The sequence below is a fragment of the Ideonella sp. genome (genome assembly GCF_035254525.1).
In the GTDB taxonomy this organism is placed as follows: domain Bacteria; phylum Pseudomonadota; class Gammaproteobacteria; order Burkholderiales; family Burkholderiaceae_C; genus Ideonella.
Window position 1 is genome coordinate 48,696 of sequence record NZ_DATFAN010000211.1, and the last position, 19,761, is coordinate 68,456.

18 protein-coding genes are annotated in these 19,761 nt (G+C 73.3%); 8 read left to right on the forward strand and 10 right to left on the reverse strand.

Translation table 11 applies throughout. The features are described from left to right. Nucleotides 1–18: 18 nt before the first annotated feature. Nucleotides 19–615, reverse strand: a complete 597-nt coding sequence (locus VJ693_RS24305) for a hypothetical protein (protein ID WP_324158556.1) — start codon at nt 613–615, stop codon at nt 19–21. 211 nt (nt 616–826) lie between these two features. Between VJ693_RS24305 and VJ693_RS24310 the strand changes: the two genes are divergently transcribed. Together VJ693_RS24310 and VJ693_RS24315 are read left to right on the forward strand one after the other, a co-directional pair. Then, a complete protein-coding gene (locus VJ693_RS24310) occupies nt 827–2,428 on the forward strand; it encodes an AmpG family muropeptide MFS transporter (RefSeq protein ID WP_324158558.1) in 1,602 nt (533 codons plus the stop codon). A gap of 112 nt (nt 2,429–2,540) precedes the next feature. Next, nucleotides 2,541–3,425 (forward strand): M48 family metallopeptidase, encoded by an 885-nt coding sequence (locus VJ693_RS24315; protein ID WP_414652363.1) that lies wholly within the window; start codon nt 2,541–2,543, stop codon nt 3,423–3,425. Between the two features lie 54 nt (nt 3,426–3,479). Here VJ693_RS24315 and VJ693_RS24320 read toward each other — a convergent pair whose 3' ends face one another. From VJ693_RS24320 to VJ693_RS24355, 8 genes are all read right to left on the reverse strand, one after another. After that, nucleotides 3,480–4,157 carry a Crp/Fnr family transcriptional regulator gene (locus VJ693_RS24320; RefSeq protein ID WP_324158561.1) on the reverse strand — a complete coding sequence of 226 codons (678 nt, stop codon included), beginning with the start codon at nt 4,155–4,157 and terminating at the stop codon, nt 3,480–3,482. A 91-nt stretch (nt 4,158–4,248) separates the two neighbouring features. Next, on the reverse strand, nt 4,249–5,001 hold the full coding sequence (locus VJ693_RS24325; RefSeq protein WP_324158563.1) for a helix-turn-helix domain-containing protein: 753 nt from the start codon (nt 4,999–5,001) through the stop codon (nt 4,249–4,251). Nucleotides 5,002–5,170: 169 nt separating this feature from the next. Further along, nucleotides 5,171–5,809 carry an MBL fold metallo-hydrolase gene (locus VJ693_RS24330; protein WP_324158565.1) on the reverse strand — a complete coding sequence of 213 codons (639 nt, stop codon included), beginning with the start codon at nt 5,807–5,809 and terminating at the stop codon, nt 5,171–5,173. A 62-nt stretch (nt 5,810–5,871) separates the two neighbouring features. Next, nucleotides 5,872–6,300 (reverse strand): biopolymer transporter ExbD, encoded by a 429-nt coding sequence (locus VJ693_RS24335; protein ID WP_324158567.1) that lies wholly within the window; start codon nt 6,298–6,300, stop codon nt 5,872–5,874. Then, nucleotides 6,300–6,932 carry a MotA/TolQ/ExbB proton channel family protein gene (locus VJ693_RS24340; protein ID WP_324158568.1) on the reverse strand — a complete coding sequence of 211 codons (633 nt, stop codon included), beginning with the start codon at nt 6,930–6,932 and terminating at the stop codon, nt 6,300–6,302. The genes VJ693_RS24335 and VJ693_RS24340 overlap by 1 nt, the downstream gene beginning before the upstream one ends. 64 nt (nt 6,933–6,996) lie before the next feature. Continuing rightward, the gene (locus tag VJ693_RS24345; RefSeq protein ID WP_324158570.1) at nt 6,997–8,490 is read right to left on the reverse strand and encodes a hypothetical protein; all 1,494 of its coding nucleotides are present in this window, start codon (nt 8,488–8,490) and stop codon (nt 6,997–6,999) included. A gap of 1 nt (nt 8,491) precedes the next feature. Continuing rightward, nucleotides 8,492–9,673, reverse strand: a complete 1,182-nt coding sequence (locus VJ693_RS24350; protein ID WP_324158571.1) for a sensor histidine kinase — start codon at nt 9,671–9,673, stop codon at nt 8,492–8,494. After that, nucleotides 9,663–10,247, reverse strand: a complete 585-nt coding sequence (locus VJ693_RS24355) for a response regulator (protein ID WP_324158573.1) — start codon at nt 10,245–10,247, stop codon at nt 9,663–9,665. The genes VJ693_RS24350 and VJ693_RS24355 overlap by 11 nt, the downstream gene beginning before the upstream one ends. 197 nt (nt 10,248–10,444) lie before the next feature. Between VJ693_RS24355 and VJ693_RS24360 the strand changes: the two genes are divergently transcribed. The 3 genes from VJ693_RS24360 to VJ693_RS24370 are packed head-to-tail and all read left to right on the forward strand — an operon-like array spanning nt 10,445 to nt 14,771. Then, on the forward strand, nt 10,445–11,599 hold the full coding sequence (locus VJ693_RS24360) for an efflux RND transporter periplasmic adaptor subunit (protein WP_324158575.1): 1,155 nt from the start codon (nt 10,445–10,447) through the stop codon (nt 11,597–11,599). Beyond that, on the forward strand, nt 11,596–12,282 hold the full coding sequence (locus tag VJ693_RS24365) for an ABC transporter ATP-binding protein (RefSeq protein ID WP_324158576.1): 687 nt from the start codon (nt 11,596–11,598) through the stop codon (nt 12,280–12,282). Before VJ693_RS24360 ends, VJ693_RS24365 begins: the two co-directional genes overlap by 4 nt. Beyond that, the gene (locus tag VJ693_RS24370) at nt 12,279–14,771 is read left to right on the forward strand and encodes an FtsX-like permease family protein (RefSeq protein ID WP_324158578.1); all 2,493 of its coding nucleotides are present in this window, start codon (nt 12,279–12,281) and stop codon (nt 14,769–14,771) included. The genes VJ693_RS24365 and VJ693_RS24370 overlap by 4 nt, the downstream gene beginning before the upstream one ends. Before the next feature lie 38 nt (nt 14,772–14,809). On the opposite strand, the gene VJ693_RS24375 is transcribed toward VJ693_RS24370, so the two are convergent. Beyond that, nucleotides 14,810–18,151 (reverse strand): ATP-binding protein, encoded by a 3,342-nt coding sequence (locus VJ693_RS24375; RefSeq protein ID WP_324158580.1) that lies wholly within the window; start codon nt 18,149–18,151, stop codon nt 14,810–14,812. 97 nt (nt 18,152–18,248) lie between these two features. Between VJ693_RS24375 and VJ693_RS24380 the strand changes: the two genes are divergently transcribed. The 3 genes from VJ693_RS24380 to VJ693_RS24390 all read left to right on the forward strand — a co-directional run bounded on the left by VJ693_RS24380 (nt 18,249) and on the right by VJ693_RS24390 (nt 19,752). Then, nucleotides 18,249–18,455: a hypothetical protein gene (locus VJ693_RS24380; protein ID WP_324158582.1), complete on the forward strand. Its 207-nt coding sequence runs from the start codon at nt 18,249–18,251 to the stop codon at nt 18,453–18,455. Between the two features lie 62 nt (nt 18,456–18,517). Then, complete coding sequence (locus VJ693_RS24385) at nt 18,518–18,793, forward strand: hypothetical protein (RefSeq protein WP_324158584.1); 276 nt, start codon at nt 18,518–18,520, stop codon at nt 18,791–18,793. 92 nt (nt 18,794–18,885) lie between these two features. Next, entirely contained in the window at nt 18,886–19,752 is an 867-nt protein-coding gene (locus VJ693_RS24390; protein WP_324158586.1) for a hypothetical protein, read from the forward strand. Nucleotides 19,753–19,761 lie beyond the last annotated feature (9 nt).

The window sequence follows — 19,761 nt, forward strand, 5'->3', positions numbered from 1 at the left end:
GCCGCGTTCTCCGCATTCTCAGCGGTCTTTGAAGGACTCCATCGGCAGCGTCACCGAGTAGTCGCTCGGCGTCGCACCGCTGCGGGTCGCCGGCGGCGCGGCGGCCGGGCCGTTGGCGCCGCCGCCGATGGCGGCATGGCGGGTCACCCCGCCAGGCGACAGCGTCCCGGGGCTGGAGGTCGTCCCGCGACGGCCTTCCTGGCGCACGCGATCGATCTCGACTTCGAGCGCCTTGAGCTGCTCGGCATGCGCCTTGTTCAGCCCGTCGACCTGCTCGACCAGCGTGTTCATCAGGTGCGACAGCTCGTTCGAGTGGGCCTGGCGCAACTCCTCGAGCTCGCGCTCCTGGCGCATGCGTTCGCTCTGGCGCTCTTGCTCGCGCTCCTGCTGCTGGCGCGAGTTGGCCTCGGCCAGCGACTTCAGCTGGGCGGTGAGTTGCAGGTTGGTGGCGCGCAGGCGCTCGAGCAGGCGCTGCTGCGGGGTGGCATCGCGCCCGCCGGCGTCGGCCGCGCCGGCCGGCAGGGCCGACGCGGGGGTCGAATCAGGCACCGCGGTGCTGGCGCGACTGCCACGCTGCCGCACCGCGCCGAGCATGATGCCCAACGCCAAACCCACTGCCACGGCCACCAGGGGCCAAATCCATCCCGCCATGTCTTCCATATCTTGGGCCCCTCGCCGGGCGCTCGCATTTGTGCACTGAGTGATATCGGCCAATCCATTGTGAGGCTTATGGCCGAGCCGCGCCATCCTCCCCGCCCGCAGGTGTTGCTTGACCCGCTGCCGCACCATCACGGGGCGTACGCGGCCGACTCCTAGAATCCGGCCCATGCCCTCATCGCCCTCGCCGGGTGCCGCGCTCGCGGCCACCGCCCGGCCCCGCGGCGGCCCGCTGGCCGCGCTGCACCGCCTCGTCGTCGTCACCTTGCTCGGCTTCGCCTCGGGGCTGCCGCTGGCGCTGACCGGCCAGGCGATGCAGGCGTGGCTGAGCCTGGACGGGCTGGACCTGAAGACCATCGGCTTCCTCAGCCTGGTCGGCCTGCCCTACACCTTCAAGTTCCTCTGGGCGCCGCTGATGGACCGCATCGACCTGCCCGGCCTGGGCCGGCGGCGCGGCTGGCTGGTGGCGACCCAGCTCGCGCTGGCCGGCGCGCTGTGGGCGATGGCCGCCGTGTCGCCGCGCGCCGAACTGGCGTTGTTCGGCCTGCTGGCGGTGGCGGTAGCGTTTCTTTCCGCCTCGCAGGACGCTGTCTACGACGCCTACCGCAGCGACCTGCTGCCACCGCGCGAGCGCGGCCTGGGCGCCTCGCTGAACACCGCCGGCTACCGGCTGGCGATGATCGTCTCGGGCGGCATCGCGCTGATCTGGACCGACCCGGTGCAGGGCAGTGGCTGGACCTGGCCCGAGGTCTACCGCGTGATGGCCGCGCTGATGGTCGGCGCCGCAGTCCTGAGCGCGTTCCTGATCCCGCGCCTGCCGATGCCGCCGGCCGCGCCGACACCGATGCGGCGCGACCTGCTGGGTTTTCTCGCGGTGGCCGCCGCGGTGGCGGTGGGCTACGGCGTGACGAACGGGCTGTTCAGCGTGGCGCACACCGGCCTGGCCGAGACACTGGCCGCCCACCCGGGCTGGCGCGGCTGGCTGGACCTGGGCCTGCTGCTGGCCGGCATCGGCTTCACGCTGCCGCTGGCGGCCTGGGCGGCCCGGCGGGCGCGCTTCGAGACGCTGCTGTCGGGCCTAGGCAACTACTTCGCCCAGCCGGGCGCGGTGGCCATGCTCGTCTTCATCGTGCTGTACAAGCTGGGCGACGCCTTCGCCGGCGCGCTGATGACGCCCTTCCTGCTGCAGAGCATGCATTTCGCGCCGGCCGAAGTCGGGCTGGTCAACAAGGTGCTGGGCCTGTGGCTGACCATCCTCGGCGCGCTGCTGGGCGGCGCGCTGATGTTCCGCCTCGGGCTGTGGCGCGCGCTGCTGCTGTTCGGCGTGTTGCAGATGGCCAGCAACCTCGGGTTCTGGTGGCTCGCGGTGAACGGCCAGGGCGCGTTGCCGGGGTTGACGATCCCGCCCTTCGACCTGGGCTTCGTCAGGCTCGCGCAGGCCACGCCGGTCGATGGCGGGCTGCTGCTGGTGATCGCGGGCGAGAACCTCTCGGGCGGCATGGGCACCGCCGCCTTCCTGGCCTTCCTGATGAGCCTGACCAACCAGCGCTTCTCGGCCACGCAGTTCTCGATGCTGTCGGCCTTCGCGTCGATCGGGCGGGTCTGGGTCGGCCCGCTGGCCGGCGTGCTGGCCGTGTCGATCGGCTGGCCGGCCTTCTTCCTCGTCTCGACGCTGTTCGCGCTGCCGGCGCTGGCCATGCTGTGGTGGCTGCGGCCGGCGGTGCAGGCGCTCGAGCTCGACCCGGCCGCCACCGGCGCGGTCGACGATTGAAATGCCGGTGCCCACCCCACAATTGCCCGCACCCGACCCCACCAACCCCGCGCACGCCACCGCCTTGAACGACCCGACCGAACCGTCCCTCTGGCTTCCTCCGCTGGCCCGCCTGCACGAGGCGGGCTGTTCCTGCCCGCTGCACGCGCGCCGGCGCGCGAACGGCTGGCTGCTGGCCGGTGGCGCCGGCGCCGTCCTGCCGGCCCTCGCCTCGGCACAGGACGGCGTGCGCGCCGATGTCGGCCGCGAATCGCGCTTCTCGAGCCTGGTGTCGGCCGAGGACGTCGAGGGCGCCGCCGGCCAGCAGTACGGCCAGCTCAAGCGCGAGGCCGCGGCCAAGGGCCTGCTCGCGCCCGAGGGCCACCCGCAGCTCGTGCGCCTGCGCGCGATCTCCCAGCGCATCATCCCGTTCGCCGGCGCCTGGAACCGGCGTGCCGCGCAGTGGCGCTGGGAGGTCATCCTGATCCACAAGAAGGACCTGAACGCCTTCTGCATGCCCGGCGGCAAGATCGCCTACTTCGACGGCCTGCTCGCACGGCTGCAGCTCAGCGACGACGAGGTCGCGATGATCATGGGCCACGAGATGGCCCACGCGCTGCGCGAGCATGCGCGCGAGCGCATGGGCAAGACAGCGGCCACCCGCGTCGGCGCCGGGCTGATCAGTTCGCTGCTGGGGCTGGGCAACTTCGGCGACGCGGCGCTGAACATCGGCGCGCAGCTGCTGACACTGAAGTTCAGCCGCGAGGACGAGAGCGAGGCCGACCTGGTCGGGCTGGAGCTGGCCGCCCGCGCTGGCTACGACCCACGGGCCGGCATCACGCTGTGGCAGAAGATGATGAAGGCCGCTGAGGGCGCGCCGCCCGAGTTCATCTCGACCCACCCGGCCGGCCCGACGCGCGTCAAGGACATCGAAACCGCGCTGCCCAAGGTGCAGCCCCTGTACGCCGCCGCGCCCCGCCCGCCCAAGACCTACGGGCCGCCCGCCGCTACCCGCTGACCATGGCGGCGCTCCGCAGGAGCCGCCGCCCCCCAAGTGGCGTGGGGGCCTCAGTCACCATCGCATCGGCAAGCGCCCCTTCAGCAACAAGCCCTTGCCCTGCACGGTAGCGTGGCCGCCGGCCTGCAGGTCCTTCATCACCCGGCTGACCATCTCGCGCGAGCAGCCCAGCTGGTGCGCCATCTGCTGGTGCGTCAGGCGCTCGGCGACCCACAGCGAGCCGTCGGGCTGCGGCACCGCGCTCGACTCCAGCAGCAGCTTCAGCCGGCCATAGACATCGTTCAGCGCGAGCTGCTTGGCCGACACGGTGGCGGCGCGGGCGCGGCGGATCACCTTGGCCAGCAGTTCGAAGGCGAAGGCCGGTTCCTCGGCGATGTGGCGCGCCAGCGTGGCGCGGGTGATCACCGCGCAGGTCGTGGCCTCGAGCGTCTCGACGCTGGCCGAGCGCGGCCCGCCATCCAGGCTCATCTCGCCGATGAACTCACCGACACCGTAGATGCCGTAGGTGATCGCGCGCCCGTTGTCGCCCTCGGAAAAGGCGCGCAGCTTGCCTTCGAGCACGATGTAGAGCGTGTCGCCCTGGTCGCCCTCCTGGATCAGCAGCATCCCCTTCCGGTAGCGCCGCACCTCGCCGCGCGCGGCCAGCGCCGCGATCGTCGGCGCCATGGCCGTGAGCGCCGCCAGCGGGTCGGCGGCCTCGGCGTTCGGGTGGGAGCGGGCAGGCGGCGCCATGGGCGCGATGCTAGCGCGCCGGGTACGCAGACCGTCATTCCTGAGCGGGCGGCGGGGCCGGCCGCCGGCCCCGGGGGATCCTTGCCTGCCCTCACGCCATGGCTGGCTCCCAGCCCTCTGCCTCGGCCTGGCGGCGCAGCGCGCCCACCAGCGGCGGCAGCACCGCCACCTGCTGCACCAGGTCGCGGATGCTGTCGGTGCCGGTCTTGGCGCGGATGTTGGCGATCTGCGTGCGCACGGTCGCGATCTTCACGCCGTGCCGCTCGGCGATCTCGTTCGGGCAGCAGCCCTCGCACAGCAGCGCCAGCACCTGCGCCTCGCTCGGCGACAGCTTGTGCTCACGCGCGAAGCCCTGCACCGACAGCCCGCCGCAGACCTCGCGCCGGCCCAGCACCACCAGCGTGGCCGGCGCGGCCGAGCCGGCCAGGGTGAGCGGCTCGATGCCGAGCGGCACGATCGCCACGCCGGCGCGCTGGGCGCCTTCGCCCAGCGTCAGCAGGCGGCGCAGGCCGCGGCTGGCGGCGGCTTGCAGCGCCTGGTGCAGCGGCGCCGCGTCCTTTGCCAGGCGCGCACGCAGTTCGTGGCCGAGCACCTGCAGCGGGTGCTGCGGGGCCCCCAGGCTGGCACGCGCGGCGTGGTTGGCGTGCAGCACGCGCGGGCCATCTCCGAGCAGCAGCAGACCGTAGTCGACCTCGTCGAGCATCATCGTCATCAAGCGCGTCAGCAGCGCGGTGCCGCCGCGGCGCTCGGGGCCGCGGTAAGCCAGGGCCTGGTTGATGTCCAGGCCGGCGGCGGTGGCCGTCTCGTGGGACCGACGGGCCGGGGCCGTGCACAGTTCCAGCATCGTGAGCCTCCTTGATGCACCGGTGTTCGCGCTTGGGGTGCGCGTGGTTCCAGGTGCGGGCCCAGCATAGGCACGCCGCTTGCCCATGAGCGGCCACTATGGCCGTCACAGTCTGTGACAAATTCACCTACGCCGACAAGTTAGGGGGTCGGCGCCGGCCACCGCGGGCTCAGGTGCCGCCGACGTAGGGGTTCGTGCGGCGCTCGCGGCCGAAGCTGCTCTCCGGGCCGTGGCCTGGGATGAAGACGGTGTCGTCGCCCATCGGCCACAGCCGCTCGGTGATGCTGGCGATCAGCGTCGCGTGGTCGCCGCCGGGAAAGTCGGTGCGGCCGATCGAGCCGGCGAACAGCACGTCGCCGACGAAGCAGCGCTTCGCCTCGGCGCTGTGGAACACCACGTGGCCCGGCGTGTGGCCGGGGCAGTGGCGCACGCTGAGCGTGCTGTGGCCGAGCTGCACCGTGTCGCCGTCGTGCAGCCAGCGCGTCGGCGTGAAGGCCTCGGCTGGCGGGAAGCCGAACATCTTGCTCTGCTGCGGCAGGCCGTCGATCCAGAACTGGTCACCCGGGTGCGGGCCGATGATCGGCAGACCCAGCTCGCGCGCCAGCTGGCCGGTGCCGCCGGCGTGGTCGATGTGGGCGTGGGTGAGCCACAGCGCGACCAGCTTCAGCCCGCGCCGCGCGACCTCGGCCTTCAGCCGCTCGACCTCGCCGCCCGGGTCGATCAGCGCGGCCTCGTTCGTCTCGTCGCACCAGACGAGCGAGCAGTTCTGCTGGAAGGGGGTGACGGGGAGGGTGTGGTAGCGCAGCATGGCGAGATCGAGGGTTCGGACGACCTCGCCGGATTATCGGGTCGGTGCCCTGCCCGCTGGGCTCAACGCCCGTCCCGGGCACGCATGGCGATGCGCGTCAGCCCCTCGAACTGGCACAGGTCCATCAGGTGCACGATCTCCTGGTAGGGCGCCTGCATGTCGCCGTCGATGCGTATGGCCTGGTCGTGGTTGCGCGCGGCCACCGCGTGCAGGCGCTCGCGCAGCACGAGCTGGGTCACGCGTTCGCGGCCCCAGTAGACGCCGCCCTTCGCATCGACGCCGATCGCGACCACATCCGGGGCGGCGGTCGCCGGGTCGAGCGAGACAGCGGATTCGGGCAGCGTGATCGGCAGCTCCTTCAGCGGCCGGCCATCAGCCTGGTGCTTGAACGAGGTCGCGACCATGAAGAACATCAGCAGGAAGAAGATGCAGTCGATCAACGCGATCAGGCTGATCTCGGGTGGTTCGTCGTCGCCCAGGTCGATGCGCATCAGCGAGCTCCGCCGGGCCGGACGCAGGCGTCGAGCACGCGCTCGAGCTGCTCCTCCAGCGCGAGGCCGCTGACGACCAGCCGGTGCCTGAAGAAATGGTGCATGGCCAGCGACGGCAGCGCCACGGCCAGGCCGGCGGCGGTGTTGATCAGCGCCTTCGAGATGCCGCCGGCCAGCAGCGAGGCATCGCCCACGCCGCCGGTGAACGCGATCACGTGGAATGCTTCGATCATGCCGACCACCGTGCCGAGCAGGCCAACGATGGGCGCGATGGTGGCCACCACGGCCAGCGGGTAGGCGCGTTGCTGCTGGCCGCGCAGCGCGCGCGAGGCCACCTCGCCGGCACGCACCGCCAGCACCTCGGCGGGCCAGCGCGCGCGGTGCGCGACCAGGAAGCGCAGCGTGCGCGCGAGCACGCTGTCGTGCTGCACGAGCGCCTGCTCGAGCTCGTCGAAGCGGCTGCCCTGCCACAGCGGCACGACTTCGTCGACCAAGGTGGGCGGCACCACGGCGGCCGGCCGAAAGCGGTGCAACCGCTCCAGCGCCACCGCGATCGCCAGCACCGACAGCGCGCCGATGACCCAGATGCCGGCACCGCCGGCGGCCAGCTGTTCGAACAGGTTGAACTGCAAGATCATCCCCTTGGAAATGCGATGGACGCGATGGAAGCGCTGAAGGCGGCGAGCAATGGCCGCGTCATGGCGCCAGCACGACCGAGAAGAAGGTCCGGTCGCGGTCGTTGAACAGCTTGACCAGCAGCCGGTGCACCCCGCGGCCCAGGTGCACGCGGCGGTGGCCTTCGGCGAGCGCGAGGCTGGCCACCTGCTCGTCCGGCAGGTAGTAGGGTGGGCGGTACCAGGGCTTGTCGCCGCGCCGGCTGGTCCACACCAGGCGACCATCCAGCCAGAGCATCGAGTCGTCGTCGGCCGCGATGGCCAGCCACACGTCGCGGTCCTCGTCGACACGCAACTCGGTGTAGGCGTAGTACACGGCGCGCTCCTCGCGCTCGGGCGGGACGAAGGGGTAGAAGCCGCGGCTCGCGTAGTGCCAGCCCAGCGTGCGCCCGCCCTGGCCGCGGTAGCTGCCGTCCAGGTCGACGTGCTCCTCGGGCGGGTACACCACCTGCATCGGGTCATCGCCACGGCCGTCGAAAGGGCCGATCACGTACCAGCTGTCGAGGTAGACGCGGGTCGCCAAGGGGCCTCCCGGCCCGATCACGCGGCCGGCTCCGGTGCGCAATGCGGCCGGATCAGCATGCGCGGGCCCGGCCGCGCCGAGGCGGGGCGCACCGTCCGCCGCGTGGCCGGTGAGGTCGAGGCTGCCACCCGGCACGCGGACCGGCGGCCCATCGCCGAACCGGGCAGCGCGGTGCTGTTCGTCGGCGCCGGCGATCCGGCCGCCCGCCACGCCCTCGACGCGCTTCGGGTTGACGGAACGCCCGCCTTCGAAGCCCGGCTCGCCGACCCGACCCTGCGGCGGCCCGTGGCGGAACTCGGCGGCCAGCTGCACGGCCAGCGAACGCTGGATGCCGTCGGCCGGGCGGCTCTGCCCGGCCGGGCCCGGCTCCGGGTTCGCCGGCGTCGAAGCGGGTGCGGCGCGGGCCACGCGCACGCCATGGCGTTGTGCCTCGAGTTGCGAGCGCTGGGCCTCGAGGGCTTCCTTGGCACGCCGCTCCAGTTGCTCGATGGCCTCGGCCGGGGTGCCCGCGTCGGTGGGCGGCCGGCTGGCATCAGCCCGTGCGTCGACCTCGCGGCGGGCGTCAGCCAGCGGCATTCCCGTCAAACGTGCCAGTGCGGCGACGCGCAGCTTGCGTTCCACGGCCTCTATGGCCGCGGACAGCACCTTCGCGCGCGCCATCAGCGAAGCGGGCGATGCGTCGGTCGGGCGGGGCGCCACCGCCGGTTCCTGGCCCGCCGCATCGGCCAGCTGGCGCAGGATCTCTTCCATGTGCTCGACCCGGTACGCCAGCCGGCGCACTTCGGTCTGGGTGATCTGCTGCGCGGTGTGCCTGGCCGAGGCCGCCACCGACATCGCGCGCTCCGCCTCGCCCCAGCCCGGCAGGCTGATCAGCAGCGCTGCGAGCAGTGCGTGAATCCCGACGGAGCCGGTGAGATAGGGGTGGGCCGCCAGGTGCCGCTGAGCCCGGCCGATCAGGCGGTCGCTGGGGCGAAAGGACCCGCCGCGATGCACGTCAAAAGCTCAATACGAAGGCGGCCCCGCCTTCGAGTGGGCGCACATGGCGCACCCGGCCGCCCATGCCGTGCACCAGCTGACGCACGACGGTCAGCCCGATGCCCTGGCCGCCCTCGCGGGCGCTGAAGAAGGGCAGGAAGATCTTTCGCTCCAGCCCCGGCGCCACGCCCGGGCCGTTGTCGCGCACGCTGATCAGCAGCCGCCCGCCGCGGCCCTGGCGGGCCTGCACCCACAGCCGCGGCGCGGCCCGATCGGCAGTGGCCTGCTCGGCGTTGCTCAGCAACGCCAGCAGGGCCTGCTCGAGCTGGCCTTCGTCGGCCTGCAGCCGCAGGCTGGGCGAGGCCAGCTCGAAGCTCGCCTGGCCGCCGCGCGCCGCCCAGGCCGGCGCCACCGCCTGGCCTAGGCGACCGAACAGCGCTTGCAGGTCGACCGGCGCCAGGCTCGGGGCCGGCCATTGGCTGACGCGGCGGTAGGTGGCCACGAAGCTGGACAGGCCCTCGGCGCGTTGCCCGATGCCGCTCAGCGCGGTGCGCAGATCCCCCTCGACGAGGGGGCGCTCGTCCAGCAGCATCAGCGCCGTCTGGCTGAGGCTCTTGATCGGGGTGAGCGAGTTCATGATCTCGTGCGTCAGCACCTGCACCAGTTGCTGCCAGGCCAGCAGCGATTCGGTCTCGAGCTCGTTCTCCAGCGGCACCAGCACCAGCAGGCGCTGGCTCTTGCCTTCGATCGACAGCGGCTGCTGCTGGAGCTGCCAACGCTCGCTGCCGCGCTCGGTATCCAGCACCACCGGGCCGCTGCCGCTGGCCGCACGCAGCAGTGCGTGCAGCGCCGTCTTGTCGCGCACGCGGCCCGGCGCGGCGAGCCGGCGCGCGCGGCTGGTCAGCGGCAGCAGGCGATCGTCGGCGAGAGCCCATGCGGCCACCGGCAGGTGCTCGAACTGGGCCTGCAGCAGGTTGAAGCGCTGGGTGTCGACCGGGGCCGGCGGCTCGGTCAGCCGGGCTGCCGCAGCATGGCGTGGCGTGGCCCGGCGCGCCAACGGCCAGGCCATGATGAGGCCCGCCAACGCCAGCAGGGCCACGCCCACCCATGCCCTGGGCGCGCTGCCGGCCGCATGCGCCAGGGCGCCGGCCGCCAGCCACGACAGGGCGGCACCGAGCAGGCGGAGTTGGTCAGAGCCCATGCTTGTCGAGCCGGCGGTACAAGGCGGCGCGCGACAGGCCGAGCAGGCGTGCCGCGGCGCTCAGGTTCCCCTCGGCCTCGGCCATCGCGGCCAGCACCGCGGCGCGCTCCTGCGCGGCCAGCGAGCGCAGCGGCTCGGGCACTTCGGCGGGCGCCGGCTCGAGCGGGCCTGAAGCCGCCAGCGCCGGTTGAGCGCGCTGCAAGGCCTCGCGGCAGGTAGTGATCAGGCGCACGTTGTCCCAGGGCTTGGTGATGAAGTCGAACGCGCCGCGCTTGAGCGCCTGCACGGCCAGGTCGATGTCGGCATAGGCCGTCATCACCACCACCACCGGCGGCCGCGGCCGGGCCTGCACCTGGGCCAGCAGTTGCAGGCCCTGCGCACCATCGGTGCGGCCGGGGCCGAAGTTCAGGTCCAGCAGCAGCAGGGTGGGCTGCAGCCGCTCGAGCGCAGCGGGCAGCTCGGCCGGCCGGCGCAGGGAGGTGATGGGAGCAACGCGGCGCTGCAGCAGCAGCTGCGCGGCCAGGCCCACGTCGGGGTCGTCGTCGAGGAGAAGAATCGAGGCGCCTTCGGTCACCGCGGCATCTTCGCAGTTCGATCCGCCCACGCACCAGGGGAGTGTCCGGAAGCGGACAGGGGGCTAGGCATGCCCCACGGGCAGGCCCGATGCTGCGAAGCTCGATGACTTCGCTCCTCCCGCCTCCCAGCGGCGCCACCATGGACCGCAGGCTGCCGCCCGCGCCCGGCTGGCGGCGACCATGGCCGCCTCTGGCCATGGCCGCACTGGCCGTGCCCGCGCTGGCGCTGCTGGCCTGGCAGCGTACGCCTCAGGTGCAGACCGTGGAGACGCCGCAGCTGGCCGCCGTGCGCGCCGGCGAGTTCCGCGACGAGCTGCCGCTGCGCGCGCGGGTCGAGCCGTTGCGCTCGGTGCAGCTGGATGCGGCCGAGGCCGGCCGCGTGGAGGCCGTGCTGGCGCACGAAGGCGATCAGGTCGAGGCCGGCGCGCCGCTGTACCGCCTGCACAGCCCCGAGCAGGAACAGCTGCTGATGCAACGCAGCGCCGAGGTGGCGCAGCAAATGGCCAACGTGTCGGTGCAGCGCAGTGCCCAGGCCGCCAGCCTGGCGCTGAACCGGCGCGAGCTGGCCCAGTTGCAGGCGGCACAGACGGAGTCGCAGGCCGAGTACCAGCGGCAGGCACAGCTGGCGGCGGCCGGCTTCGTTTCGCCCGCCGCGCTGGAGCAGGCCGAGCGCCGGCAGCGCCTGGCCGCGCAGCTGCTGCAGCAGGCCCGGCAGGACCTGCGGCTGGAAGCCGAGACCCGCCAGCAGTCGATCGACGAGATGGCCCGCGCGGTGCAGGGCCTGCAGCATGGCCTGCAACTGCTCGAGCGCTCACGGGAGCGGCTGCAGCAGCGCGCGCCGATCGCCGGCCAACTGAGCGGCTTCCAGCTGCAGGTGGGTGCCAGCGTGCGGCCGGGCGACCGACTGGGCCGCATCGACGACCCTGCCAGCAGCGTGCAGCTGGTGGCCGACGTCGACGAGTACTACCTGCCTCGCCTGCAGATCGGTCAGGTGGCCACTGGCCCGCACGGCGACCTGAGCCTGGCCCAGACCCTGCCGCAGGTGCAAGGCGGCAAGGTGCGGGTGCTGCTGCGTTGGCCGCAGGCTGCTGCGCCGGCCGCGCTGCGCCCCGGCCAGGCGGTCGATCTGCGGCTGCAGCTCAGCGCACCCCGGCCGGCCTTGCTGCTGCCCGAGGGGCCGGGCGTGCAGAGCCGGCTCTACGTGCGCCAAGGCCGCGAACTGCGTCCCCGCACGGTGCAGCTCGGCCGCACCGCCGCCGGCCAGGTGGAAGTGCTGGCCGGCCTGCAGGCCGGGGACGAGGTCCTGATCTCTCAACCGCCCTCCCAGGCCGAAAGGCTGGCCCTGCCATGATCGAACTGAACCGCCTGAGCAAACGCCACCGCGCCGGCGACATCGAAACCACCGCGCTGGACGCGATCGACCTGCAGATCGAAGCCGGCGAATACGTCGCCATCACCGGCCCGTCCGGCTGCGGCAAGTCCACCCTGCTGGGCCTGCTCGGCCTGCTGGACCGCCCCAGCAGCGGCGTCTACCGGCTGCAGGGCGAAGACGTGTCGGCCAAGAGCCCGCGCGAGTTGGCCGCGATCCGCCGTGGCCGCATCGGCTTCGTGTTCCAGAGCTTCAACCTGGTCGACGAGCTGACCGTGCACGCCAACGTGCAGCTCGCGCTGCGCTATGGCAGCCTGGCCGAGAAGGCCCAGCGCGCCCGTGCGGCCGAGGTGCTGGAACGCCTGGGTCTCGGCCACCGCGCCACGCACCATCCCAGCCAGCTGAGCGGCGGCCAGCAGCAGCGCGTGGCGATCGCCCGCGCCATCGCGGCGCGCCCGGCCCTGCTGCTGGCCGACGAGCCCACCGGCAACCTCGACAGCGCGCATGGGCAGGAGGTGATGCGGCTGCTGCGCGAGCTCAACGACGAAGGCACGACGCTGGTGGTGGTGACCCACAGCGCCGAGCACGCCGCGCTGGCCTCGCGCACCGTGCGCCTGCTCGACGGCCGCGTGCTGGTGGACGCGCAGGCGGAGCGGCTGGCATGAGCCCGCCGGGCCGCCCCAAGGGCGAATACCGAAGGGCGCAGCCCGAAGGCACACCAGTGAACGCGCTGCTGCTCGATGCGCTGCATGGCCTGCGCAGCCGCCGCGGGCCCACGCTGGTCGCGATGGGCGGCCTGATGCTGGCACTGGCCGCCTGCCTGCTGGTGGGGCTGCTGGCCATCGCCCTGGCCGAGCCGGCTCCGCACATCCCTGATCCCGAGCGCGTGGTCATGCTCGACTTCAAAGGCAACCCGCCGGGGCAGCCCAGCCCCTGGTTCACCGCGTCGCCGGTGTCCTTCGGGCCGATGCTCAAGCAGCGGCAGGTGCCGCTGGACCTGATCAGCCGCGTGGGCTTCGATGGCATCGACTTCGACCTCGGGGACCGCCTTCAGCCGGCCTACAAGCTGATCGCCGATCCCGATCTGGCGCCTTTGCTGGGGCTCGAATCGCTGCAAGGCGACCTGCGGTCGACGCTGGCCCGGCGCGACGGCATCGCCATCACCGTGGGCCTGCTGCGCAAGCTGTGGGGGCCGTTGCCGCCCGAGCAGGCGCTGGGCCGACGGCTCCAGTCTCAGGGCACCGTCTACACCGTCGGCGCGGTGATCCCCAACACCGACCCGCGGGCGCCGTTCTGGCCGGCAAACCCCATGGTCGGCGACGCGATGGCCATGGTCGGCTTCGAATCGCAAGGCGACAACTGGAGCGAGGACCAGCGCACGGCGATCTACATGGCCAACGGCCGCGTGTTCGCACGGCTGCGCCCCGGTACGTCGGTCGACCAGGTGGGGGGCTGGATGCGCGAGGCCTTCCTCGCCAACCCGCGGCACGCCGAACTGCCCGCCGAATGGCGCGTCGGGCGCGAAGCGGCCTACTTCCGCGGCGTGACGCTCACTCAGCTGCCTTTCGAGGGCCAATGGCAGGCGCGGCGGTGGCAGGTGCTGGGTGCGGTGGCCGCGGCCTGCGCGCTGCTGCTGATGCTGGCCGCCTTCAACGCGATGAACCTGCAGGCGGCGAGCCTGCTGCAGCGCCAGCGCGAAACCGCGCTGCGGCGCAGCCTGGGCGCCGACAGCCTGCAGCTGTTGCAGCTGTGGAGCATGGAAGCCGCGCTGGCGCTGCTGCCGAGCGCCAGCGGCGCCCTGCTGCTGGCTTGGTGGGTGGCGCCTGCGGTCGCCAACTGGATGGGCTTGTCGCCGGCCCAGCCGGTGGCCGACCCGGTGCCGCTGCAGGCGCTGCTCGGATTCGGCGCCGTGGTGGCGCTGCTGCCGCCCTTGACGCTGGGGGTGCCCGCCTGGGCCGCACTGCGCCGCGCACCAGCCCCAGCGCTGCAGGGGCGCACCGCCAGCGAAGGCCCGTGGGGCCGGCGTGTGCGCCAGGGCCTGCTCACGCTGCAGCTGGGCGGCGCCCTGCTGTTGCTGTCGTTGGCGGGCGTGCTGGCGATGCAGCAGCAGCACCTGCTGCGGGCCGACCGCGGCTTCGACACGCGCAACCGGCTGTGGCTGGGCCTGATGGTCAACCCCGAGAAGATGCCCAACCTCGACGCCTTCGTGGCGGCGCTCGGCCGCCACCCGGCCATCTGGCACTGGGCCTTCAGCGGCGCCCGGCCGGCCGGCGACACCCAGGGCCAAAGCGAGATGCACGCGAGCGCGACCGGGCACAAGCAGGTGCTGCGGGTGACCACCGTGTCGCCGGGCTTCTTCGACACCTACGGCATGACGGTCGTGGCCGGCCGCCCGCACACCGGCTCGGGCGAGACCAACGTGGTGATCGATGCCAAGGCGGCGCGGCTGCTCGGCTTCGCCGACCCCCAGGCTGCCGTGGGTGCGCTGCTGCGCGGCGGTGGCGAGTTCCTGCAGGAAGGCACCGCGCAGCGGCGCGTGGTGGCGGTGGTGAAGGAGGTCAAGATGGAATCGGCACGCGAGCCCGCGCAGGCCCAGGCTTTCGTCCTGACCGATCAGCCGCAATGGGACCTCACCGTCTACGGGCCCGACATGGCTGCGCTGCGGCAAGCCCTCGACGAGATCTGGCAGGCGCACGGGCCGCCTGTGCCGCACGACATCCAGCCGGCCGACAAACAGCTTGCCGACGTCTACCGCGAGGAGGAATTCCTGACCACCACGCTGGCCGGCGTGGCGCTGCTGGCCGTGGGCGTGGCAATGCTGGGTGCCTACGCGCTGGTGGCTGACACGCTGCGCCGGCGCCGCACCGAGCTGGTGTTGCGGCGCCTGCATGGGGCCGGCCATGCCGCCATCGCCGGCCAGGTGGCGGCGGAGTTCGCCTGGCCGCTGGCCGCCGCGGCGCTGACAGGCCTGCCGCTCGCGGCCTGGCTGGGCGAGCACTACCTGTCGGGCTTCGTCGATCGCGTCGGCATGGCGGCCGGCCTGGGCATGCCACTGGCTGCGGGCAGCGTGGCGACCGTGATCGTCGTCGGGGTTTCAGCCTGGCGGCATCTGCGCCAGGCGCTCGCGCTCCAGCCGATCGAAGCCCTGGGTTGAGCGGACCCGGCGGACCGGCGCGGTGGCGCGGTCGGGTGTCAGCGCGCCGGTGCGGCGAAACGGCGCAGGAACGCCGCCTGGTGATCCGGCCAGGCGTGCAGCGATGCGGCCAGCCGCGCCCGCTGGTCCGCCGCGAGGCGGGCCTGTTCCTCGGCCTCGGCCGGCCGGCCGGCCACCTGCAGCGCGTCGACCAGCGCCTGGCGCAGCAGCAGGCTTTCGAGCGCGGGCAGCCGGTTGTCGGACAGATCCGCCCGGGCCCGCGCCAGGTCGGCCGGCGCCGACGCGCCGTGCGCGCGCTGCTGCGCCTGCAGGCGCAGCGCCAGCATCAGGGCCCAGGCCTCCTGCGTCGGTGCGCCGTCGAAGGGCGCCAGCGTGGCCAGCGCGTCGTGCGGCTGCCCGAGGGCCAGCTGCGCCTTCGCACGCACGCGCTGCATCGCGGCGAAGTCTTCGGCGGGCACCGGGTCGCCCGAGGCGATCACCTCGTCGAGCCGGGCCAGCGCGCGCGTGGGCTCGCCGGCCAGCACGTCGAGCCAGGCGCGGTGGCCGACGACCCGTGGCCACAGGTGGTGCACCTCGCGCGCGTGGGCCAGCGCGAGCGCCTGCTCGACCATCTCGCCGGCGGTCGCCAGGTCACCCAGGTGGGTGTAGATGCCCACCACCAGCACGGATGAGCCGATGCGCCAGTAGACCGAGTTCAGGCCCTCGGCGCTGGCGCGCACGCGCCCGGCGTCTTCGAAGGCGGCGCCGAGCTCGCCGCGCAGGTAGTTGCAGTAGTAGAAGCCGTGCAGGAACGCGCACTCGGCAATCGGGCTTTCGAAGCCGGGCGCGGCCTGCCAGCCCTCGTCGAGCAAGGCCAGCGCGCTGGCCGCATCCCCGCGGTCGGTCAGGACCTTGACCAGGTTCAGCACTGCCGTGCGGTGCCCCTGCACGTCGTGCAGCGCCATCGAGCGCGCCCGCGCGTCGCGCAGCGCCGCCTCGGCCTCGTCGGCCCGCTCCAGGTTGAGCAGGAAGGCGCCACGCCGGCCGGCCATCTGCGCGGCGCCCAGTGCATCGCCGACCTGCTCGTACAGCGCCATGGCCCGCTCCGCGGTGGCCAGGCCTTCGGCAAACGTCGCCCGATGAAAGTGCCCGAGGACCTGGCCGGCCAGGATGTCGGCCCGCACGGCGGGTGCCTCGGCGGGCACGGCATCGAGTGCGTTCTGCGAGACGGCGGCGGCGTCGGCCAGCCGGCCGGCGCCCACCATCGCCTGGGCCTTGACCATCAGGGCCCGGGCGCGCTCCGCCCCGGTGGGCGCGGCGCTGCCCGCGAGCAGCTCGTCGATCAGGCCGATCGCCTCGTCCGGCAGGTCGTTTTCCTGGCAGCAACGCGCGCGCACCCGCAGCGCCCGCTGCAGCAGCGGCGTGTCGCCCAGCGCGCGGGCCTCGTCGAGCGCGGCCGCGCTTTCGCTCAGCGCCTGCGCGCCGCAGCCCAGTTGCTGCAGCAGCCCGGCGCGCTCCAGGCCGATGTGCACCCGCTCGGCCGCCGAGGGCCCGCTGCACCAGGCGCGCGCGAGGTGCGCCAGCGCATCGTGCGGCGCGTGCAGCGCCACCGCGGCCTGCGCCGCGCGCAGGCGCCAGGCGACGGCGTCGCGCGCGACCGCGGGCAGCAGCACGCCGGCCAGCGGCGCGGTCTCGCAGGCGCTTTCGAGGTGCAGCGCCACCTCGGCGGCGTTGCGATCGGCATGCGCGCCCAGGAGCGTCTGCAGCGCCTGCGCCGCCTGCAGGTGCAGTTGCAGGCGCTGCGCGGCCGACAGGCGCTCGTAGAACACGCGCCGGTGCAGCGCGTGGCGAAACGCGAAGCGTGCCGCCAGCGAGCCGTCGGGCAGGGTGGCCAGGCCGGCGCTGCGCAGCCACTCGGCGCGCCGCACGAGGCCATCGCAGCGCGCGCGCAGCGCGGCCCCGTCCTGGCCCAGCAGCGCGGCAAGCGCGGGGTGCGCGAACTCCATGCCCAGCACGGCCGCCGCCTCGAGCAGCGCGCGCCATTCGCCGGGCAGGCGGGCGATCTGCCGCTCGATCACGCCGCTCAGCGTGTCGGGCACCTGCAGCCGGGCCAGCAGCGCCGCGGGGTCGGCCGCGGGGTCGGCGGCGTCCTCGAACGCGCCGCTGCCCTCGAGGTCGTCGACCAGGTTGGCCACGAACAGCGGCAGGCCTTCGGTGTGGCCGTGCAGCAGCCGCGCCCAGGCCTCGTGCCGGGCCGGCATGGCGGCACCGAGGCGCTCGCGCAGGTAGTGGTCGACGTCGAGTTCGCTGAAGGGCTCGAGCATCAGCTCGGTGCACAGCTTGTGCAGGCGCAGCTCCTGGCGCAGCGCCTGCATCGGATGCTCGCTCAGCGCCGCGTCGATCGGGCGGTAGCTGGCCACGAGCATCGTGCGCGCCGGGCCGCGGCGGCGCGCCAGGTAGCCCAGCAGGTTGACCGTGGCGTGGTCGCTCCAGTGCAGGTCCTCGATCAGCAGCACCAGCGGGCGCGCCGGGGTGACCACGTCGAGCAGCGCACCGAACTCGCGCAGCATCCGGTCCTGCACGGCGCCCGCCAGCTCGTGGCGCAACGAGGCCTGATCGCCCGGCGCCACCAGCCACGGCAGCTGCGCCAGCCAGGTCGGCGCGACCTGGCGCAATGCACCCACCCAGGGTGCGCCCTCGGGCCCGCGCGACAGCTCGGCCAGCGCGTCCAGCACCGGCAGGTAGGGCTCACCGCCACCGACCTGCTCGATGCACTGGCCCAGTGCGACCTGCGCGCCCGCGGCCTGCGCCTGCTCGGCCAGCCGGCGCAGCAGCGCGCTCTTGCCGATGCCGGCCTCGCCACCCACCAGCACCATCTGGCGCGTGCCGGCCATGGCCGCGCCGAGCAGCGCGCCCAGGCGGGCCAGCTCGGCGCCGCGGCCGATCAGCGGCGCGCCGTCGGGCGCCGGCAGGGGCACGACCGCGGGGGCGGGGGCGGGCAGCGCCTCGGCGCGGGCCGGCTCGGCCGGCAGCGCCGGCGCGGCCTGATCGACCAGCGCCGCGACGAAACGGTAGCCGCGCCGCGAGACCGTCTCGACATAACGCGGCATGCGGGAGTCGTCGCCGAGCACGGTGCGGATCGTGCTGACCGCCGTCTTCAGCACCGATTCGCTGACGAAGCGGTGGCCCCACACGGCGTCGAGCAGGTCGTCCTTGGTGACCAGCAGGCCGGGCCGCGCCGCCAGGTGGCACAGCACCGCGAAGGCCTTGGGCGGCAGCTCGAGTTCGCGCTCGCCGTCGTTGAGCAAGGCATTGCGCGGGTCCAGGCGGAAGGTGCCGAAGGCCAGCACGCCGGCGGCGCCGGCCGCCTCGTCTGCCGCTTCCACCGCCGAAGGATGCATCACGCCGACTCCCGACAAGACCAAAACCGGACGGTTTCATGACGACCTGGACCGTCGCCGTCCCTACAGTGACGACCAGCATAAAGGACATCGCACCATGGACAATCCCCTCGACGCCACCCCGCCGTACCCGCACGAGCTCAGCTTCGTGCTCCGGCTGCACCGCAGCACCGGCTTGCCCGGCCAGGGGTTCAAGGGCCGCCTGCTGCACCTGGCGACCGGCACGCAAGTCGACTTCACCGATTTTCCCGGCCTGCAGGCGGCGCTTCAGGCCTCGGTCGAGCGCATCCCCGCTGCCCTTTGAAGCAGGCGTGCCTGCTTCTTGCTAACCGTCGCATCTTCAATATCAATCACAGGAGTAAGACCATGATCAAGCCCATCGCCACCGCCTTCGCCGCCCTGCTCATCGGCGCGTCCGCCTTCGCCCAACCCGCGTCGGTGCCTGTCAAGGATTTCGACGTCTATGTCGACACGCCGACCGGCTTCGTCTTCGTCAAGCTGCCTGCGGGCTGGAAGTTCGTCGCCAAGCTCGACAGCGCCGAGATGAGCCATTTGCCCGGCACCGTGCTGACCAGCCTGCTGCCGGCCGAGGTCGAAGGCACGGTCGTGGCGCGGCAGGGCGGCGAACAGGGCAGGCCCTGATCGCTGCGGCACGGGCGCCCCGGCAGTGCGGAGGGGTATGCCGCCCGGGGTATAAGGAAGACCCTGGTACTGCACGCCGCCCACCGCTCACCATGCCCATGCCCTTTCTGCGCACCGTCGCCCTCGGCCTCGCCGGCTGGGCGCTGTGCATCGGGGCGTGGTCACAGACGGCGCCTTCGCCTTGCGCGTCGCTCGGCGCCGGCCTGCCCCAGCGCGCGGCGCGCGCGCCCGGCGGCGCGGCCTTCGCCGACGCGGTGGGCGGGCTGCCGGAGCACGAGCGCGACCGCGCGATCCGCGACGAGCTGCTGGCGGGCAACCTGCCTGCCTTCCTGCGCCGGCTGCAGCCGGTCACCGCCCGTGCCCTGCTGCCCACCGGCCGGATGGTCAGCCTGACGTTGTGCGTGCTGCCCGACTACCTGAGCATCGGCTCGGACGACGACCACCTGCGCGTGCCGATGGGCCTGGACAGCGCGCTGGCCGTGGCGGCGCGCTTCGGCTTCATGCTGCCGACGCGCCGCATCGTGGACCTGATCTACCGCCAGGCCTCGGTGCGCCTGGCGCCGCAGCCCCTGCCGGCCGGCGACCAGATGCGCTCGACCGGCTACATCCGCCGGCACGACGCGATGGTGCGCGAGCAGATGGCCGAGGCGGGCGCCGCCGAGGGCGCGCTGACGGCCGGCCACAAGAAGGACGTGGTGCTCAGCGCGCGCCTGTGGACGCAGCCCGGCCGGGTGGCGATCTACGGCTGGCACCGCGCCGTCGGCGCACCGATCCAGCCCCTGTCGACCGTGCACGGGGCGCGCTACGTCGACTACAGCCACGGCGTGCGCCTGGTGAGCGATGTGGTGTTCGTCGACGACCGGCCGACCTCGCTGTTCGATGCGCTGGCCGATGCGGTGCTCGCCCCGCTGCTGAGCGACGAGGGCCCGCTGCCGCGCGCAGGCCAGCTCGGCGGCTGAGCAGGCGCC

What these genes read in the sequence shown, in the direction of transcription:
- VJ693_RS24310 (WP_324158558.1), top strand. Translation starts at nt 827, where the DNA reads ATGCCCTCATCGCCCTCGCCGGGTGCCGCGCTCGCGGCCACCGCCCGG.
- VJ693_RS24320 (WP_324158561.1), bottom strand. Translation starts at nt 4,157, where the DNA reads ATGGCGCCGCCTGCCCGCTCCCACCCGAACGCCGAGGCCGCCGACCCG.
- VJ693_RS24325 (WP_324158563.1), bottom strand. Translation starts at nt 5,001, where the DNA reads ATGCTGGAACTGTGCACGGCCCCGGCCCGTCGGTCCCACGAGACGGCC.
- VJ693_RS24330 (WP_324158565.1), bottom strand. Translation starts at nt 5,809, where the DNA reads ATGCTGCGCTACCACACCCTCCCCGTCACCCCCTTCCAGCAGAACTGC.
- VJ693_RS24335 (WP_324158567.1), bottom strand. Translation starts at nt 6,300, where the DNA reads ATGCGCATCGACCTGGGCGACGACGAACCACCCGAGATCAGCCTGATC.
- VJ693_RS24350 (WP_324158571.1), bottom strand. Translation starts at nt 9,673, where the DNA reads ATGGGCTCTGACCAACTCCGCCTGCTCGGTGCCGCCCTGTCGTGGCTG.
- VJ693_RS24360 (WP_324158575.1), top strand. Translation starts at nt 10,445, where the DNA reads ATGGCCGCACTGGCCGTGCCCGCGCTGGCGCTGCTGGCCTGGCAGCGT.
- VJ693_RS24365 (WP_324158576.1), top strand. Translation starts at nt 11,596, where the DNA reads ATGATCGAACTGAACCGCCTGAGCAAACGCCACCGCGCCGGCGACATC.
- VJ693_RS24370 (WP_324158578.1), top strand. Translation starts at nt 12,279, where the DNA reads ATGAGCCCGCCGGGCCGCCCCAAGGGCGAATACCGAAGGGCGCAGCCC.
- VJ693_RS24375 (WP_324158580.1), bottom strand. Translation starts at nt 18,151, where the DNA reads ATGCATCCTTCGGCGGTGGAAGCGGCAGACGAGGCGGCCGGCGCCGCC.
- VJ693_RS24380 (WP_324158582.1), top strand. Translation starts at nt 18,249, where the DNA reads ATGGACAATCCCCTCGACGCCACCCCGCCGTACCCGCACGAGCTCAGC.
- VJ693_RS24385 (WP_324158584.1), top strand. Translation starts at nt 18,518, where the DNA reads ATGATCAAGCCCATCGCCACCGCCTTCGCCGCCCTGCTCATCGGCGCG.
- VJ693_RS24390 (WP_324158586.1), top strand. Translation starts at nt 18,886, where the DNA reads ATGCCCATGCCCTTTCTGCGCACCGTCGCCCTCGGCCTCGCCGGCTGG.